Source organism: Nannocystis punicea (genome assembly GCF_026965555.1).
Classification (GTDB): domain Bacteria; phylum Myxococcota_A; class Polyangia; order Nannocystales; family Nannocystaceae; genus Nannocystis; species Nannocystis punicea.
Genome location: NZ_CP114040.1, coordinates 12,931,635 through 12,948,495 on the forward strand (window position 1 = coordinate 12,931,635; position 16,861 = coordinate 12,948,495).

A 16,861-nucleotide genomic window follows, 5' to 3' on the forward strand; every position below is an offset into this window, starting at 1 on the left:
TCGCGGGCGCGGCGACACGTCGTCATGGCGGTCCCGACGACGACGCGGGCGAGGCCCCGCACCCGCGGGTCGGCGTGCGCGAGACGTCCGGGGCAGGGCCGGCTATGCTCCCGCGGCATGCCTCGCGCGCGCGACGCTCTCTTCGCGGCGGTGCTGATCGCCGCCTGTCCGGCCCCCGACGTGCGCCCGGCCTCGCCGACCGCCCCGAACGCCTCGCCGCCGCCGACCCAGGCGAGCCCCCCCGCGGGCCGCACCGCCAACAACGACGCGCGCGGGTTCGCCAACCAGCCCGACTACGACGCGGAGGCCGCGGCCCTCAAGGCCCAGGTGACGCCCCGCCTGCCCGACCCGCCGCCGACCGACCGCAAGCAGGCCTGCGCCGCGATGTTCGCCGCCGCCGACGCGCTGTACCGCGACATCGACCCCGCCGGGTCGGCCCTGCAGCTGCTGCAGGCCAGCCGCGCGGCCGACCAGAGCGCGTGCGAGCGCGAGACCAGCCCCCGCGCAGCCGCGTGCGTGACGGTGCTGCTGGCCGATCGCAACGCCGAGCTGCCGTGGCTGCTCGACCAGTGCTCGCGCGCGTTCCATGACTGATCGGGCATGTTCTTAAAGACATTCTCTTTCGAGCATGTCGAAAAGGATATGTTCGAAAGGCGTGGATGTCGTGAGGGATGGCCGGCGAGTCGTGACGCGCTCGGGGGCCCGGGGGCGAGGCGCTCACCGGTCCTGCGGTTCCGGGAGCCGTGGCGCTCGCGCGTGACCGCGGCAGCGAGGGCGCCGGTGAGGGGAGACCCGCGGCTCGCCTCGCCGCTCCGCGCTCTCACCAGGCGACCGCGACAAGCACCTCGAGGCCGGAGCCTCCGAGGACCTCACCAGGCCTTCGTGGCTGAACGACTGCTCTCGCCGCAGCGGGTGTAGCGCCAGGGCGGAAGAGCCGCTCAAAGTCTCTCGGCAACGGCGGTCCGGTTCGCGTCCCGAGCGGGTCGACGTGGAGCCGGGCGCCCGCGATCGAAAACCTCGCCGATTCGAGCGAAAGCCGCGCTCTACGAGGGCAGGGCGGGCGGCGCTAGGACAGGGGCATGGCCGACGAGACGGACGCCCCGCGCCTCACGCGACGCGAGTGGTTGCAGACGGGCGTCGCTCTCGGCGCCGCGGTGATCGGGCCCGGCTGCGCGTCGGTGCGCGGCGGGTCGCGGCACACTGCGGCCTCTGCGAAAGGACCTACCATGCTCTACGACGTCGTCATCGTGGGAGGCGGCCCGGGCGGCCTCTCGGCTGCGCTCGCGCTGGGTCGCGCGCGCAAGCGGGTGCTGCTGTGCGACTCCGGGCCGCGACGCAACGCGGCGGCGGAGCACATCCACAACTTCGTCACGCGCGACGGGACGCCGCCCGCGGAGTTCCGGCAGATCGGTCGCGCGCAGCTGGCCGCGTATGCCAACGTGGAGGCGCGGGACGTCCGCGTCGCGTCGATCACGGGCGCGCGCGGCGAGTTCCGGGTCGAGCTGTCGGGCGAGGTCGTGGCGGCCCGGCGCGTGCTGCTGTGCACCGGGATGGTCGACGAGATGCTGCCGATCGCCGGCTTCCGCGAGCTGTGGGGCCGCTCGGTGTTTCAGTGCCCGTACTGCCACGGCTGGGAGGTGCAGGACCGGCGCTGGGGCTACCTGGCGGGCGCGGCCGACTCGAACCACATGTTGCCGTTCGCCCTGCAGGCGCGCGGCTGGTCGCGCGAGGTCGTGGTGTTCACCGGCGGCGCCTTCGAGGTCCCGCAGGAGGCCCGCGCGAAGCTCGACGCCGCGGGCATCCGGCTGGTGACCGCCCCGGTGGCGCGGCTGGTCGCGCGGGACGAGCGGCTCGAGTCGATCGAGCTCGCGGACGGCAGCAGGGTGCCGTGCGAGGTGCTGTTCGTCCATCCGCCCCAGCGCCAGGTCGAGCTGGTCCGCGCCCTGGGCCTCGAGCTCGACGACGACGGCTACGTCCGCGTCGACCCGATGCGGCGCGAGACGTCCGTGCCGGGCATCTACGCGGCGGGCGACCTGACGACGCGGATGCAGGGCGCGATCCTGGCGGCGTCCACCGGCACGGTCGCGGCGGCGATGATCAACGTCGAGCTGACGATGGAGCTCGCGACCAGCGGCGCGTTGGGGTGAGACGTCGCGGCTTCGCGAGGTCGCGCCCTTGTACATGTCCGCGAGGACAGGTGCGGCGCGGCTTCGTGAGGTCGCATTGAATGATATGTCCGTGGGGACAGGGGCTCCGGGGTTCAGGCCTTGCCTGTCCTGGAGGACAGCGATCACTGCGGTCCCGTGAGCATCTCTCCTGTCCTCGCGGTCATGCGGCTAGCGCCGGTCACTTCGCTCTGGCGGCTCGCCAGGCGGCCGGGGTCGCGCCGTGTTCGCGGCGGAACATGCGGATGAAGTGGGTCGCGTCCGCGTAGCCGACGCGCTCGGCGACGATCTCGACCCGCTCGTCCGAGTGCAGCAGCAGCCGGCGCGCCTCGGCCATCCGGCCGCTGACGATCCACGCGCCGGCGCTGCGTCCGGTGGCCTGGGTCAGCGCGGCGGTCACGTAGGTGGGCGTGCGGCCGACCGCGGCGGCGACGTCCTTGAGGGTCAGGCTGCCGAGGCAGTGGCGCTCGATGAAGCGGAGCGCGTCGACGACGACGCCGCCGCCGGCTCGACGGGCCTCGTTCGGGCCGGCGGCCCTGTCGACCTCGGCGAGGATCAGGGTGAGCAGGCTGCGCTGGACCGCGGCGAACAGCTCGCCCGGGCCTCGCGGCCGGCGACCGAGCTCCTCGAGCTCGCGGAACAGCCCCTGTAGAAATTCGTGACGGGCGGCGGGGATGCTGACGACCGCGGAGGCGCCGTCGCGGACCCGCTCGAACGGGGCCAGCAGCGACGTGGCGCCGTCGGCGGCGAAGCACGGGACGCAGAAGGCCAGGCCCCACGACTCCACGCGCCGCATCTCGAGCATGCGGTGCGGCTCGCCGGCGGGCACCAGCAGGACGTCGCCCTCGCCGAGGTTCCACTCGCCGTTCTGCTCGACGCGCGAGCGGCCGCCGGTGTGGAACAGGAGGGCCGCGTAGCTGTGCGTCACCGGGGTGCGGCAGCGAGGCTCCGCCTCGTCCCACACGTGCCGCGTGGCGACGACCGGCCAGCCGCTGGTGTCCTGGCTGTCGCGGGCGATCGGTCGCAGGTGCCTCACGGATCAGGGAGTACCACGCGTTCGGCTCGCGGGCGAAGCCTCTCGGGCGAGCGCCCGCGCCGGCGTGCGTGCGCCGGCGCGAGCCCTGCGACGGAGCGACGCAGCCTCAGCCCGGCGGCTCGAACTGGTCGCAGGCGGTGTCGATGACGCTGACGGCGTCGTTGAAGAACGGGGTGTAGTCCGACGCGCACACGCTGCCGATCTTGCCGTTGGTGAACATCTGGACGAAGCTCTGCAGGCGCGGCGCGTCCTCGGCCCCGTTGCCGTCGCCCATGTTGGGGTCGACGCCGGGCTGGCACTGGCCCATCGGCAGGTTGCTGTCGCCGATCAGGCCGAGGACCACCGCGGCCTTCTCCTCGCCGCCCTTGGCCGCGACCACGGCCTTGAACCAGTCGGCCGGCTCGCCCGGCGAGCCCTTGCCGTCGTCGGCGACGTTGTCCTCCTCGTCGGTGATGAACACCAGCACGAGCAGCGCGTCGTCGCGGAGGAAGCCCTCGTCGCACCCGCCGGCGGCGTTCTGCGTGTCGCCGAGGGCCGAGGTGGCGGCCAGCATCGGCTTCTCGTCGCCGCTGCCGTAGGTGCCGACGTTGGCGATGCACTCGAACGTCTGGGCCAGCTCCGGCTGGCTCTCCGTCATGTAGCGGCGCATGTCGGCGAGCATGCAGTGCTTGCCGGTGGCGTCGAACTCCTTGCCGGTGCCGTACTCGAAGTGGCACTGCGACAGCGGCAGGTCGTTGCAGTCGAAGCCGTTGCAGGTCTTGCCCGAGCCGCCGCAGGCGTTCTCGCAGCAGACCGGCGCGGGGGTGCAGTTGCACGTGCCGTTGGTGCAGGTGCTGCTGAGGCCGGTGTTCATGCCGTTGTCGGTCGACACCGTCATGATGTGGTAGTCCTTGGCCGTCAGCGTCCCGGTGATGGTGGCGATGAAGCCGGGGAACGAGGCGATCAGGTTGGCCTGCTCGTCGGCCATCGAGCCCGAGTTGTCGACGACGAACAGGAAGTCGATCTTCTTGCACCCGGCCGCCAGCGGGTCGTCCTCGCCGGTCCCCTCCGGCTGCTCGCCGAGGTCGAGCTTCGGCAGGCTGGGCGGCGGGCTCTCGGTGGTCCCGGCGCTCGAATCGCCGGAGGTGGTCGGGACGCCCGTCGAGTCGCCGCCCGGGGAGTCCGGGCCGGTGGTCGACGGGGTCCCCTGGCCGGTGAGCCCGGTGGCGCCGGTGATCCCGGTGGCGGTGGCGGGGCTGGGTCCGCCGCTGTCGCCGCAACCGGCGACGACGGCGAGCCCGATGAATGATTCGACGGCGAATCGTGCTGAGCGACGCATACGCCGCCAGCATCTCTCACTCCATGTCCGCGGCGATAGGTTTAATGGTGAGTGTGAATCGTGTGCGCCGTCACGGGTGATTGTGTCTCGATTGCGCGGTGCGGCGAGCGCAGCGCCGCATGTCCCTGCGGACATCTATGCATATTCGCGGCGAGCCGCGCCGCGAGACGACGTTTCGCCGGAAATGTGGGCAGCGGCGGCCGAGCCGCCGGCGCGGAGCTGCCGCCGCGGTGAATGCGGGCAGTCCGGCGTTTCGCCGGGAATGACAGCACCGCGCGTCAGCCGACCGGGACGAACACGTCGCAGGCGAAGTCGATCACCCCGACCGCCTCGGAGAAGAAGGGCGTGTAGTCGGTGGCGCAGACGCTGCCGACCACGCCGTTCTCGAACTTCTCGACGAACTCCTGCAGCCGCGGCGACGACTCGGCGCCGGTGCCGTCCATGTTGGGTCCGCCTCCGGCCGGGCACAGGCCGCCGCCGAGGTTGCCGTCGCCGACCAGGCCGAGCACCACGACCGCGTCGGTGTCGCCGTGCTTGGCCGCGATCAGCTGGTCGTACCACTCGTTGGGCAGGCCGGGCGTGCCCTCGCCCTCGATCGCGTTGTCGTCCTCCTCGTCGGTGATGATGATGACGACCAGGATCGCGTCGTCGCGCAGGAAGCCCTCGTCGCAGCCGCCGGGCCCGTTGAGCGGCTCGCTGACGGCCTCGAGCGTCGCCAGCACCGGCTTCTCGGCGCCGCTGCCGTGGGTGCCGATGTTGGCCACGCACTCGAAGGTGCCGGCCAGGTCGGGCTGGTCGGCCTTCATGTAGCGGCGGCCCTCGGGGAGGCTGCAGCGCTGGCCGACGGCGTTGTAGATGTTGCCGCGCCCGTAGACCTGGTCGCAGTCGGTGATCGGCAGGGCGTCGCAGGCGAAGCCGTTGCAGTCCTTGTTGAACAGCTCGCAGGTCTTCTGGCAGCAGATCGGCGCCGGCATGCAGACACAGGTGTCGTCGTTGCACTTGGTGCTGAGGCCGGCCGCCAGACCGTCGTCGGTCGGGACCGCCATGATGTGATAGTCCTGGGCCGCGATCGTCTCGGTGATGGTGGCGATGAAGCCGGGGAACGAGGCGATCAGGTTGGCCTGCTCGTCGGCCATCGAGCCCGAGTTGTCGATGACGAACAGGAAGTCGGCCTTGGCGCAGCCCGCCGCGGCGGGGTCGTCCGGTCTGCCGCCGTCGGACGGGGGCAGGTCGAGCTTGCCGACCGCGCCGCCGCCGGGCACGTCGATGCCGCCGGTGGAGCCGTCGCTGGTCAGCGCAATCTCGCCCGAGGCGGCCTCGCTGGCCGAGTCCGCTCCTCCATGATTCTCACACGCCGTCGCCGCGGTGCACAGCGCGAGCGTCGACGCGAACACGAAGCGATCCATGCCCGCTACTATGCGCCCGATCGCGTGGACCATCGTCCGAGCGGTGGGGCCCGTCACATTCGATGCGCGCGCCGACCCGCACTACGATGATATCAGCCGCGTCCGCTCGACCGACAGCGCGGACTTCACCCTGGCGAATTCGCGGGCGACTGCCGCGAGTTCGTCGCTCGCGGGCTGCTCCGCCCGGGCCGCGGCATAGAGCGACTGACAGCGTTCGGCGAGCAGTCGCGCCCCGAACCCGGCCGAGCTGCCCTTGAGGCGGTGCGCCAATTGAGCGACTCGCGCGATCTCCTGGCCCGCGGCGGCCTCTTGCATCGCCTCGAGGTCGCGCTCGGCCTCGCGGAGGTACACGTCGATCAGGCCCGGCACGAACGCCGGGTCGTCGGCGGTGACGTAGCCGCGGATCACCGCCAGGTCGACGGCCTGCATGCGCTCGGCGGCGACGCGGGCGATCGTGGCGCGCAGCGTCTCGAGCTTGACCGGCTTGATGAGGATCGCGTCGATGCCGGCGCCCTTGCAGCGGCCGAGCACGTCGATCTCGGTGTGGCCGGTGAGGGCGATGAGGGCGACGTCGCCGCGGGCCGCACGGATCTGCCGCGCCGCGCCGGGACCGTCGAGCTCGGGCAGCTGGACGTCGAGGATCACCGCGACGTACTGCCGCGCCAGGGCGCTGGCGACCGCGGCCGCGCCGTCTTCCACGCCGTCGACCGCGTAGCCGCCGCGGCGCAGCGCGGTGACCAGGAGCTCGCGACCGGCGTGGTCGTCGTCGGCGACCAGCACGCGCGGGCGAGTGTCGGCCTCGGCGGCCTGCTCGGCCGGTGCGGCGGCGAGGACCGGCATGCGGACCTGGAAGCGAAAGGTGGAGCCGACGCCGGGGTCGCTGTCGACCTCGAGGCGGCCGCCGAGCGCCTCCACCAATTGCTTGCTGATCGACAGGCCGAGGCCGGTGCCCTCGACGCTGGGATCGCCGACGCGGGCGAACTCGCGGAACAGCTTGCCGAGCGCCTCCGGGCCGATGCCGACGCCGGTGTCGCTGACCTCGACCTGGAGGTGGGCGACGTCGGCCTCGACCCGCGCCGAGGCGCGCAGCTCGATGTGACCCTGGCGCGTGAACTTGATCGAGTTGCCGAGCAGGTTGATGACGATCTGGCGCAGGCGCAGGCGATCGCCGCGCAGCCGCGGCGGCAGGTCCGGCGCCAGCGCGGCCCGCAACTCGAGGCCGCGCTTGTGCGCGCTCGGGCCGAGCAGGTCGACCAGTTGCTCGAGCGTCGCCCGCGGCGAGAAATCGTCGGCCCGCAGCGACGGCCGCTTGCCCTCGATCTGCGCCGTGTCGACCAGGCCGTCGATCAGCAGCAGCAGGTCCTCGCTCGAGCCGCGCAGCGTGCTCAGGTGCTGCCGCCGCTGCTCGAGCGGCAGGCCGTGATCGTCGAGCAGCGCCAGCAGGCTCATGATCGCCTGCATCGGCGTGCGCAGCTCGTGGCTGACGTGCGCGACCATGCGCGAGCGCAATTCCGCGGTCGCGTGGGCGGCCTCGCTGCGCTCGCGCAGGGCCCGGTTCTCCTCCGCCAGCCGCGCCAGCTCGGCCCGGTCGGCCTGCGCGCGGCGGCGGCTCACGACCACCGACGCGACCAGGCAGGTCGTGAGCGCGAGGACGACGACGGCCAGGAGGACCGTCGCGACCGTCAATTGCCGCCCCCGACGACGACGAAGATCTCGGCCTCGCCCTTGCCCTTGATCTCGCTGCGGCCGATGCTCTCGGTCCTGTAGTCGGGCTCGATCTGCCGCCGCGCCGCCGCGCTGACGCACACCTGGCCGACCCGGGCGTTCTGCTCCATGCGCTGCGCAGTGTTCACCGTGTCGCCCCAGATGTCGAAGATGTACTGCCGCGTGCCGACCACCCCGCCGACCACCGGGCCGACGTGGATGCCGATCCGCAGGTTCCAGTGCGTCGACAGCTCGGCGCTGGCCGCCAGGATCGCCTGCCCGAACCGGACGCAGCGCAGGGCCGGCCGCTCGTCGTCGGTGTCGAACATGCCGACGGCGCCCATGAAGGAGTCGCCGATCGTCTTGATCTTCTGCACCCCGAACTCGAGCGCGAGCTGCTCGAAGCGGGTGAACAGGTCCTGCAGGCTGATCAGCACCTCTTCGGGGCTGTGGCGGTCGCAGTAGGCGGTGAAGCCGACGATGTCCGCGAACACCACGGCGACGTTGTCGAGCCGGCGCGGGGCGATCGTGCCGGTCGACTGCAGCTCGTCGGCGATCGGGTCGGGCAGCAGGACGCGCAGCAGGTCGTTGGCGCGCCGGCCCTCGGCGGCCAGCTGGACCAGGTGATGCCGGGCCTTGTCGCGCAGGAACTTCTTCTCGAGGCAGGCGCCGAGGCGGGCGCGCAGCAGCGCCGGGCTCACCGGCTTGGGCAGGAAGTCCTCGGCGCCGCGCTCGATGCAGGCCGCCACGCTCGAGGTCTCCTCGACCGCGGAGATCATCAGCACGCTGAGGCGCTCGAGCGCGCCCTTCTCGCGCAGCTCCTCGAGCACCGCGATGCCGTCGCTGTCGGGCAGGAGGACGTCGAGCAGGATGACGTCGAACTCCTGCTGCCACACCAGGTCGAGCGCCTCGCTGGCGGTGCCTGCGACCTCGACGGTGTTGCCGGCCTGCCGCAATTGATGGGCCAGCAATTCGCGGCTGGTCGGGCTGTCGTCGACGACCAGCACCGAGCCGGTGCGCCGCTCCGGCTCGGGCTTGGCGTCGGGGATGGCGAGGCGAGCCAGCCGCGACGAGGCCTCGAACGAGTTCTTCCACCCGCCGCTCATCGACGCGGCGGCGGTCTCGCCGAGGCCGCCCGCCAGCGTCGCCTGCTGCGAGCTCGGGGCGACGCCGCCGACCACGGTGAAGAACACCGTCGCGGTGTTGCCGGTGGTGTTGCCGGCCGACATGCGCCCGCCCAGCGACAGCACCAGCAGGCGGCAGATCGCCAGGTCGAGCCGGCCGCCCTGGCTGCGCGCGCCGCTGGTCAGCGGGTCGAAGTCGAGGTCGGCGGCGGTGTCGGTCAGCGGATAGCCGGTGTCGCGGACCGAGAACAGCAGCTGGTGTGATGATTTGTCCCCGGGGACAGGTTCGACGGCGATCCGGATCTCGCCGCCCGGGGCGCGGGCGATCGCGTTCTGGCCGAGCAGGCCGAGGATCTGCCGGATCTGCGCCTCGCGCCCGTAGAAGGTCGTGGGCACGCCCTGCTCGACGTAATGCCGCACCACCACCCCGGCGCGCGCGGCCTGGGCCGACAGCGCCTCGGCGGCCTCGCGCAGCAGCGCGGTCGGGTAGAACACCTTGGCCCCCTCGGCGCTGCCGCCGAGGCGGCCGATGTCGAGGAGGCTCTGGACCACGCGCTCGAGCTGTTCGCCGGCGATGCCGAGCTTGCGGGCCATGGCGGCGACGTCGGCCTCCGGCGGGGCGTCGCCGAGGGCGCGGCAGGCCCGCGACAGCTGGCCCAGCGGGTCGCGCAGCTCGACCGCGACGAGCGCCATGAATTCGTTGCGGGCGCGCAAGATCTCCTCGGCGATCCGGACCGCGTCGTCGAGCTGGCGGCGGCGCATGCGATCCTCGCGGATGTCCGTCAGGACGCACACGAATCCGCGGTGGGCCGGCACGATCGCCACCGCGACCGGCACCACCGCGCCGTCGCGGCGGCGCAGCTCGTGCTCGTGGGTGTGCGGCATGTCGATGCTGCTCTTGACCGCGGAGGTCGCGAACGGGTTGTCGAGCCCGACCGCCTGCATGATCGACTTGCCGACCAGTGCGCTGGCCGGCTGGCCGGTGAGCTCGCACAGCTTGCGGTTGACGGTGCGGACGACGCCGCGGTCGTCGACCAGCAGCACCGCGTGGCTGAGGGCCTCGAGCATGTCGCCGACCTGGCGCTGCGTCATGCTCGACTTCACCAGCGCCTGCATCGTGCGGTAGCTGGCGTGCGCGGCCAGGTAGACGAAGATCCCACCGCCGAGGAAGATGAAGCCGGACAGCGCCACGACCGCTTCTTGCCAGCCGAGCAGCACCACGATCGCGGTGGCGAGGTAGGCGGCGATGAAGACGAGGATCAGGGAGAGCAGGACCCGCCACGGGCCTGCATGAGGTGTGACCTGACGCAGTCGCAGCAGCGCCAGCGTCCGCTTCGCCCCCAGCGCCAGGACCCCAGAGCCCAGCGCGATCAAGGCTGCGGTCGCTGCGTGGAACGGCGTCATTATCCTACGGCGAGCTTGCGCGAAGCGGCTGCGGCGCTCAAGGGCCGACGCGCATGGACAGGCGTCCGCGCCGCCTGACGAGTGAGACAGATGCTTCGTGCATCACGAGCCGCGTCGCTCCGCGGCGTGCGGGCCGACCGTCGTTCGCAGCGGCGTTCTGCTGCCATTCTCGGCGCGCTTTGGCCCGTGAACGTCGGACTGCGCACGTCGCTTGTCGGTGCGCGTTGCCGCGCCGCGAAGGCCGCCCCATAGACGGGACATGGCCAGGTTTCCGCAGCGCGTCCCGCGAGGGCGAGCGCGACCCGTGCGGGCGGTGGAGCGCAGCCGGATCCGGGCCCGGGCACGCGCCGCGGTCGCGGTCGAGACGGCGCTCATGCGCCGGTGGTTCGGCACCACCAGCTTCGACGAGCGCGAGCGCAGCATCGCCAGCATCGCCGCGGAACAGGAGATCCCCGCTTACGCCGCGCAGCTCGAGGAGGAGTACCGCTACGACGGCGTGTGGGAGCTGCGCTGTCCCGGCTTCCTGCGCATCGGCGAGATCGCCGCGCTGCCCGACCGCGCCCTGCTCGCCTGGCTCGATCGCCTGAGCGGGCTGCGCCTGCCCAGGGCGCTGGCGATCCTCGACGCGGCGCCGGAGTTCTCGTCGGCGTGGCAGCTCGCGCTGCGCGTGTACATGACTCAAACCCTCGCCGAGGCCGACCAGGACCTGCTCGGCCTGCTCGCGGTCGAGGTCTGGAAGCGCCGCCGGCCCGACCGCCCGTGCCTCGAGGTCCTGCTCGACGAGGAGTTCGCCGCTCACGTCGCCTGCCTGGCCGACGCCGGGCGCAACCTCGGCCGCTACGTCGCGTTCGTGCGGCGCGTGTTCCCGCTGCTGCAGGGCGACAACTTCGACGACGCGACCCTCGGAGGCGAGAGCGCCAGCCACCTGGTGCTGTGTGTCGCGCGCCTGGCCAAGCTGTCCTTGCGGGCAGCCTGCGCCGCGCCCGGGCAGGCGAGCGACGGCATGGCCGAGGCGCTGCGCTGGTACGACCGCCTGCCCGTCCGCCGCAGCGACCTCCGCGGCCCGTTCGCGCGGATCCTCGCCGAGGGCCTCGAGGCGCTCGGCCGCGGCGACGAGGCCGAGCGCCTGCGTCGCCGCGCGGAGTCGGCGCGCTCGTGATTCACCGAATGGGCTTAGGGACATGTCCGAAGTGACATGCCCTCTCGAGCATGCTCGTTCAGACATGCCCGAACAGACTCGCCTCATTCACTGGCCGTAGGCGTAGAGCGCGGCGGACACCGTCCAGGTGCCGCCCTCGACCACGCCGTCGATGGCGAACTGGAACTCGTGGTCGGGACCGGCCCCGAGGGCCGAGGTGACGGGCCCGCGCAGCGGGGCGACGAGGGCGCCGGGGCACCAGTTGGCGCGGGCGGCGTTGACCGAGGCGATCGCGCCGCAGGGGTTCTCGGCGCAGAACTTGTCCGGGCCGACGCCGAGGTCGTTGGTGGTGACCGTGCACAGCTCGCTGCAGTCGGTGCGCCAGGCGTCGAAGGAGGTGACGAGGGCGCCGTCGAAGCTGATGTTGTGCTTGCGCTTGCAGAACTCCTCGGCCGGGCCGATGCAGTCGCCGATGTTGTCGGTCGCGCCGCCGTGGCCGCTCACCGTGTAGACCAGCTCGGCCTTCTTCACGCCCTCGGGCAGGTTGAACGGCACCGTGGTGGTGGCGCCGTCGACCCCGACGTCGCCGCTGAACAGCGAGACGGCCGCCAGCACCTCGCGCGGGGCCGGGCCCGGCTCGCCCTCGACGCGCACGCTGAGGTGCCAGCCGCCGGCCGAGCCGCTGACCTGGCCGGCGCCGTCGGGCCACGAGTTGATGTACGAGCGCAGCATGTGCCCGCCCGGGTGCGCGTTGGCGTAGTCGGTGATGTCTGCCTCGAGGTGGGCCGGGCCGCCGAACGGGGTGATCGAGCGCAGCAGCTCGAACCCCGGCGGGCTGTCGGCGTCGGCTGCGGGATCGCTGATGAAGCCCATCGTCCGGTCGAACGCGTCGCACGAGGCCGGCCAGTACTGACCCTGCGGCGGCGGGCTGTCCTGCCACTTCTCCCAGGGGTAACAGTCGGTGTCGAGGTCGACGATCAGCGTGACCTTCGAAAAGGGGCCTTCGCCGAGGTCGAAGGCGACGTCCTGGTGCTGGGTGTTCCAGCCGTCCATGCCGCTGATCCACGCGTTGTCGAGCACCTGCAGGCTGAACGGCTCGCGCACCATGCCGCCGGTCGTGGTCGAGGTGGTCGGCGCGTCCGTCGTCGGGGCGGTGGTATCAGTCCCTTCGGAGGTCGCGGTGGTGCCGTTCGTGGTGGTGGTCGAGGCAGCGGTCGCGGTCGCGTCGCCGGTCGAGGCCGTGGTCTCGCCGCCGCTCGACGGACAGGCGGCCAGCATCAAGAGACAGGTATAAAAGGACAGGTTCTTGGGGGCGGCGGCGAACATGCCTCAGGAGTAGACCGATGCCCGCCCGCTCGCGCAAGCGCTCGGGGGCCGCAGGCCTCGCAGAGCGCCGTCACCCCCGAGTGAGCGAAGCCCCGGAAGCGGCCTGCGCGGTGCTTTCTGACCGGCAGATCGATCGAAGCGCCCGGCGGTGCGGCGGAGTCGGTCGCGGCAGGGCGCGGGGTCGCTCGCGAAGATGGCCGAAGGGACAGGTTACGGCTGCTGTCGCGGCACGACGTCGTGGCCGGGCGATGCCGCGGTCCGAGGGGTACCGGGGCGAGAGCAGGCAAGGTGAAGATGCCCGAAGGGACAGGTCGTGAGTGGCTGTCCGAAAGGTCAGCCGAGGAGGGTGCGGCGGAGCAGGCGGAAGACCGTGGGCGTGGTGAGGGCGAGGGCGACGACGGCGAGGACGGCCGCGGGCAGGATGTAGAGGTGGGCGCCGGCGAGCTCCGCGGGCAGCAGCGAGGTGCCGGCGGGCGCGAAATTTTTGAGGCCGAACAGCGCGAGGGTGGCCTCGGCGGGCAGCACCAGCGGCACGACGTGGACGGCGACGACCAGGCTGGTGGCCCACAGCAGCAGCAGGGCGACGGCCCGCCCGGCGCACAGGAGCAGGAGGCTGACGACCAGGGCGATCATCGAGCCGCGGGCCCAGCCGGCGTCCTGGACGGCCTGCTCGGTGATGTGGTCGAGGAGGCCGGCGAGCGCGCCGGCGGCGTAGGCCGACCAGCGGAGGGTGCGGGTCTGGGCCGCGGTGAAGCCGGCCCACAGGTTCGGCAACCAGCGGACCCGCGACGGCGCCCGCTCGAACCGCTCGACCAGGTCGGACGAGGCGAGCAGCACGAAGGCGACCAGCGGGAACAGGCCGAGCGTCTCCCAGTCGACCTCGCCGAAGCGCAGGTGCGGCCACTGCTGGACCACCGCGCCGAGACAGGCGGCCACCGCTGCCGCCCGCGCGGCGTAGAAGCGGACCGCGAACAGCGCGGTGGCGACGACGTAGACCAGGAGGTTGGGCACGTCGACCGGCGAAGGCCGCACCAGCTCGAAGGTGATGATCGCCAGGCCGCCGAGGATGCAGACGAGCTCGCGCGGGGTGCGGCCGAGGATGAATTCGCGGTCGAAGAAGGTCATGCGGGCGCCTCGGGGGGAACGGCGAGATCGACTAGACACCGAAGCGCAGATCCTGGCAAGCATGGCGGCATGGCCACCCGGTGAGAGGATGTCCGAAAGGACATGTGATGGGGCGTAAGGCGATTCGCTGGCCCTCGAACGACGTTTCGTGGCCACCCTCCGCAGGCGAGGCCGCGACCATCGGCGACGGCCACGTCTGCTCCTCCGGTGCCGTTCACTCCAACCGGCCGAGGTAGACGATGCCTGCAGCTCTCGCGCATAGCGAGGTCGAGGGCGCTCTCGCGCATCCGCGGGCTGTCCGAAGAGACAGGCCGTCTGAAGAGACGTCGGCGATCGTGCCCCGTGCGGGGGCTCTCCGAGGAGAACGCCGGGGGATAGGCTGTTCCGAAAGACAGGCGCACCGGTGCATGGCCGTCCAAAGAGAGCGGCCACGCGAGACGGGCCGACGATATAGGCGGCGCCGGTGATGCTGCCCGAAGAGACAGGTTGTTCCGGAGATAATCTGCCTGAAGAGACAGGCCGCGCCCCGGCGCGACCTCCGAGGGGACACGCCGGCGCGAGGCTGTTTGAAAAGACAGGCGACGCCCTCGCGCCGCCGCTCACCGAAGCGGACGCGCCGGCGCGAGGCTGTCCAAAGAGACAGGCGGCGAGCTCGCGCCGGCGGGCGATCACGCGGAGGCGGCGACCTCGACGTTGGCGGGGATCCGGCTCATCGCCCGCTCGGCGAGGGCGGTGATCGTGAGCGAGGGGTTGACGCCGGGGTTGGCCGAGACGGCCGAGCCGTCGATGACGTAGAGGCCGTCGTAGCCGAAGGCGCGGTGCTGGTGATCGATGACGCCGGTCTCGGCGGAGTCGCCCATGGTGCAGCCGCCGAGGATGTGGGCGGTGGTCGGAATGTTGAAAAGGGTCTCGGTGACGAGCGACATCGAGTAACCCTTGATCTTGTCGGCGACGCGGCGGGCGATGTCGGTGGCCTCGGGGATCGAGGCGGTCGGCGGCTTGCCGGAGGACAGGTCGGTGGCGAGGCCGGCGGCGCCGAGGCGGAGGCGCAGGGTGCCCTCGGCGGTCTTCATGTACAGAAGAATGATCGAGTACTTGGCGAGGTCGGGGACCAGCAAGGCGCGGGCGAACTTGATCGGGTGGCGCAGGAAGGCGCCGGCGAACCGCGACAGGCGCACCAGGGCCTTTTCGCCGGGGACGTGCGGGGCGAGCAGGAGCCGCCAGAATCCGCTGCCGGCCGAGTAGCGGACCGGCTCGACGTGCGAGTGCTCGTCGAGCTGGATGATCGAGCCGATCGCCACGCCGCGCGAGAGGTCGTGCTCGCGCTGGCCGCCGACGACGCCGATCAGCGACTCGGAGTTGGTGCGCACGTTCTCGCCGAGCCGGTCGGACAGCTTCGGCAGGCCCTCCGGGTCCTGCTTCATGCGCAGCAGCAATTCGACGGTGCCGAGCACGCCGCCGGCGAGGACGACGTTGCGCGCGGTGAAGCTGCGCGCCTGCCGGCCGATCACGCCGGCGCCCGTGCGCGCCTCGACGCGATAACCACCGCCCGGCAGGGCCCGCACCGCGGTGACCTCGGTGTCGGCCAGCAGCTCCAGGCCGCGCTTGCGGGCGAAGTACAGATAATTCTTGTCGAGGGTGTTCTTGCTGCCGAAGCGACAGCCGAGCATGCAGCCGCCGCAGTAAATGCAGCCGGTCCGCTCGGGGCCGCTGCCGCCGAAGTACGGGTCGGCCACGGTCTTGCCCGGCTCGCCGAAGTACACCGACACCCGCGTCGGCTCGATCTCCTTGCCCATGTCGGCCGCGACCCCACGCATCACCCGGTCGACCGGCGTGACCGCAGGGTTCGGCGCCGCCCCCAACATCCGCAGCGCGGTCTCGTAGTGCGGCTTCAGCTCGCTCTCCCAGTCGGCCAGCCGCGCCCACGAGGGCGACTCGAAGAAGCTGTGCTTCGGGACAGGTAAGGTGTTGGCGTAGACCAGCGAGCCGCCGCCGACGCCGACGCCCGAGAGCACCGTGACGTGGCGGAAGAAGGTCATCTGGAACAGGCCGCGCCAGCCGAGCTTCGGCATCCACAGCCACCGCTTGAGGTTCCAGTTGGTCTTCGGGAAGTCGGCCGGCCCGAGCTCGCGGCCCTTCTCGAGCATGAGGACCCGGTAGCCCTTCTCGGTCAGCCGGAGGCCGGAGACGCTGCCGCCGAAGCCGGAGCCGACGACGATGAAGTCGTAGTCGAAGTCGGTGTTCACGTGCTCGGGTGTATCACGGCCGGCGCGTCGCGGGCGATGAGCCTGGCGGCGATCGCCGGCAAGGCGGCGGCGGCGGTGTCGCGCACCCAGTGGCCGCGCCGCAGCGCCCGCGCCAGCTCGGCGAACGGGTCGTCGGCGGGGTTCACGTCGATGACCGCCGCGCCGGCCTCGACCGCCTCCCGGGCGATGAGGTTGGGCAAGGTGGTGGCCCCGGCGGTGCCGACCACCAGCAGCAACGCGGCCTCGCGCGCGGCCTCCAGCGCGCTCTCCGAGCGGTACAGCGGTTCGCTGTAGTACTCGTCGAAGAACAGCGCGTGCGGCCGGAGGAGGTCGCGGCACCGCGGGCAGCGCAAGTGCGGATCGGCCGACGGATCGAAGTCGTCGGCGAGCACCGAGGCCGGCCGCGGCAGGAGGTCGAAGCAGCAGTCGGCGCCGCAGCGGACGAACCCGCCGTCGCCGTGGATCGCGTACACGCGGTCCGGATGGTTGCCGGCGCGCAAGTGATAGCCGTCGACGTTCTGCGTGACGGTGACGCAGCGCTCACCGAAACGCCGGTCGAGCTCGGCGATCGCGCGGTGACCGGCATTGGGGGCGCCGCCCGCGACCGCCCGCAGCAGCCGCGCGGTGAATCTCCACACCTCGTCGGGGATCGCGTTCCACGCAGCCCGCGTGGCGATCTCCTCGGGGTGATGCACCTGCGAACCAACCGTCCAGTAACCCCCGGGCCCGCGGAACGTCGGCAAACCGCTGTCCGCCGACAATCCCGCCCCCGTGAGGATCACCAGCTTGCCGCGCCCGCGGCCGAGATCGCCGGCGACTTCGTCCAGGAGAGCGGCGAGCGCTGCGTCCACGACCGAACAGTACTACGC

General features: G+C 72.0%; 12 protein-coding genes. 3 read left to right on the forward strand and 9 right to left on the reverse strand.

Features of this window, described 5'->3' with window-relative positions:
* The first annotated feature begins 117 nt into the window (after window positions 1-117).
* Together O0S08_RS49890 and O0S08_RS49895 are read left to right on the forward strand one after the other, a co-directional pair.
* Window positions 118-594, forward strand: a complete 477-nt coding sequence (locus O0S08_RS49890) for a hypothetical protein (RefSeq protein ID WP_269036635.1) — start codon at window positions 118-120, stop codon at window positions 592-594.
* A gap of 485 nt (window positions 595-1,079) precedes the next feature.
* Window positions 1,080-2,147, forward strand: a complete 1,068-nt coding sequence (locus tag O0S08_RS49895; protein WP_269036636.1) for an NAD(P)/FAD-dependent oxidoreductase — start codon at window positions 1,080-1,082, stop codon at window positions 2,145-2,147.
* A 199-nt stretch (window positions 2,148-2,346) separates the two neighbouring features.
* Here the strand turns inward: O0S08_RS49895 and O0S08_RS49900 are convergent, their stop codons facing one another.
* The 5 genes from O0S08_RS49900 to O0S08_RS49920 all read right to left on the reverse strand — a co-directional run bounded on the left by O0S08_RS49900 (window position 2,347) and on the right by O0S08_RS49920 (window position 10,157).
* Window positions 2,347-3,201 (reverse strand): helix-turn-helix domain-containing protein, encoded by an 855-nt coding sequence (locus O0S08_RS49900; protein ID WP_269036637.1) that lies wholly within the window; start codon window positions 3,199-3,201, stop codon window positions 2,347-2,349.
* 106 nt (window positions 3,202-3,307) lie between these two features.
* Window positions 3,308-4,519: a hypothetical protein gene (locus tag O0S08_RS49905; protein WP_269036638.1), complete on the reverse strand. Its 1,212-nt coding sequence runs from the start codon at window positions 4,517-4,519 to the stop codon at window positions 3,308-3,310.
* A gap of 278 nt (window positions 4,520-4,797) precedes the next feature.
* The gene (locus O0S08_RS49910) at window positions 4,798-5,925 is read right to left on the reverse strand and encodes a hypothetical protein (RefSeq protein ID WP_269036639.1); all 1,128 of its coding nucleotides are present in this window, start codon (window positions 5,923-5,925) and stop codon (window positions 4,798-4,800) included.
* An 81-nt stretch (window positions 5,926-6,006) separates the two neighbouring features.
* Window positions 6,007-7,611 carry an ATP-binding protein gene (locus O0S08_RS49915; protein ID WP_269036640.1) on the reverse strand — a complete coding sequence of 535 codons (1,605 nt, stop codon included), beginning with the start codon at window positions 7,609-7,611 and terminating at the stop codon, window positions 6,007-6,009.
* Window positions 7,608-10,157, reverse strand: a complete 2,550-nt coding sequence (locus O0S08_RS49920; RefSeq protein ID WP_269036641.1) for an adenylate/guanylate cyclase domain-containing protein — start codon at window positions 10,155-10,157, stop codon at window positions 7,608-7,610. The genes O0S08_RS49915 and O0S08_RS49920 overlap by 4 nt, the downstream gene beginning before the upstream one ends.
* A 373-nt stretch (window positions 10,158-10,530) precedes the next feature.
* Between O0S08_RS49920 and O0S08_RS49925 the strand changes: the two genes are divergently transcribed.
* Window positions 10,531-11,316 (forward strand): hypothetical protein, encoded by a 786-nt coding sequence (locus tag O0S08_RS49925; RefSeq protein ID WP_269036642.1) that lies wholly within the window; start codon window positions 10,531-10,533, stop codon window positions 11,314-11,316.
* Between the two features lie 87 nt (window positions 11,317-11,403).
* Here the strand turns inward: O0S08_RS49925 and O0S08_RS49930 are convergent, their stop codons facing one another.
* From O0S08_RS49930 to O0S08_RS49945, 4 genes are all read right to left on the reverse strand, one after another.
* Window positions 11,404-12,621 carry a peptide-N-glycosidase F-related protein gene (locus O0S08_RS49930; RefSeq protein WP_269036643.1) on the reverse strand — a complete coding sequence of 406 codons (1,218 nt, stop codon included), beginning with the start codon at window positions 12,619-12,621 and terminating at the stop codon, window positions 11,404-11,406.
* A 333-nt stretch (window positions 12,622-12,954) separates the two neighbouring features.
* Window positions 12,955-13,746 carry a hypothetical protein gene (locus O0S08_RS49935; RefSeq protein WP_269036644.1) on the reverse strand — a complete coding sequence of 264 codons (792 nt, stop codon included), beginning with the start codon at window positions 13,744-13,746 and terminating at the stop codon, window positions 12,955-12,957.
* A gap of 668 nt (window positions 13,747-14,414) precedes the next feature.
* Window positions 14,415-15,992 carry a GMC oxidoreductase gene (locus tag O0S08_RS49940; protein WP_269036645.1) on the reverse strand — a complete coding sequence of 526 codons (1,578 nt, stop codon included), beginning with the start codon at window positions 15,990-15,992 and terminating at the stop codon, window positions 14,415-14,417.
* Window positions 15,989-16,843, reverse strand: coding sequence for an SIR2 family NAD-dependent protein deacylase (locus O0S08_RS49945; RefSeq protein ID WP_269036646.1), 855 nt, complete (start codon window positions 16,841-16,843; stop codon window positions 15,989-15,991). The genes O0S08_RS49940 and O0S08_RS49945 overlap by 4 nt, the downstream gene beginning before the upstream one ends.
* Between the last annotated feature and the right edge of the window lie 18 nt (window positions 16,844-16,861).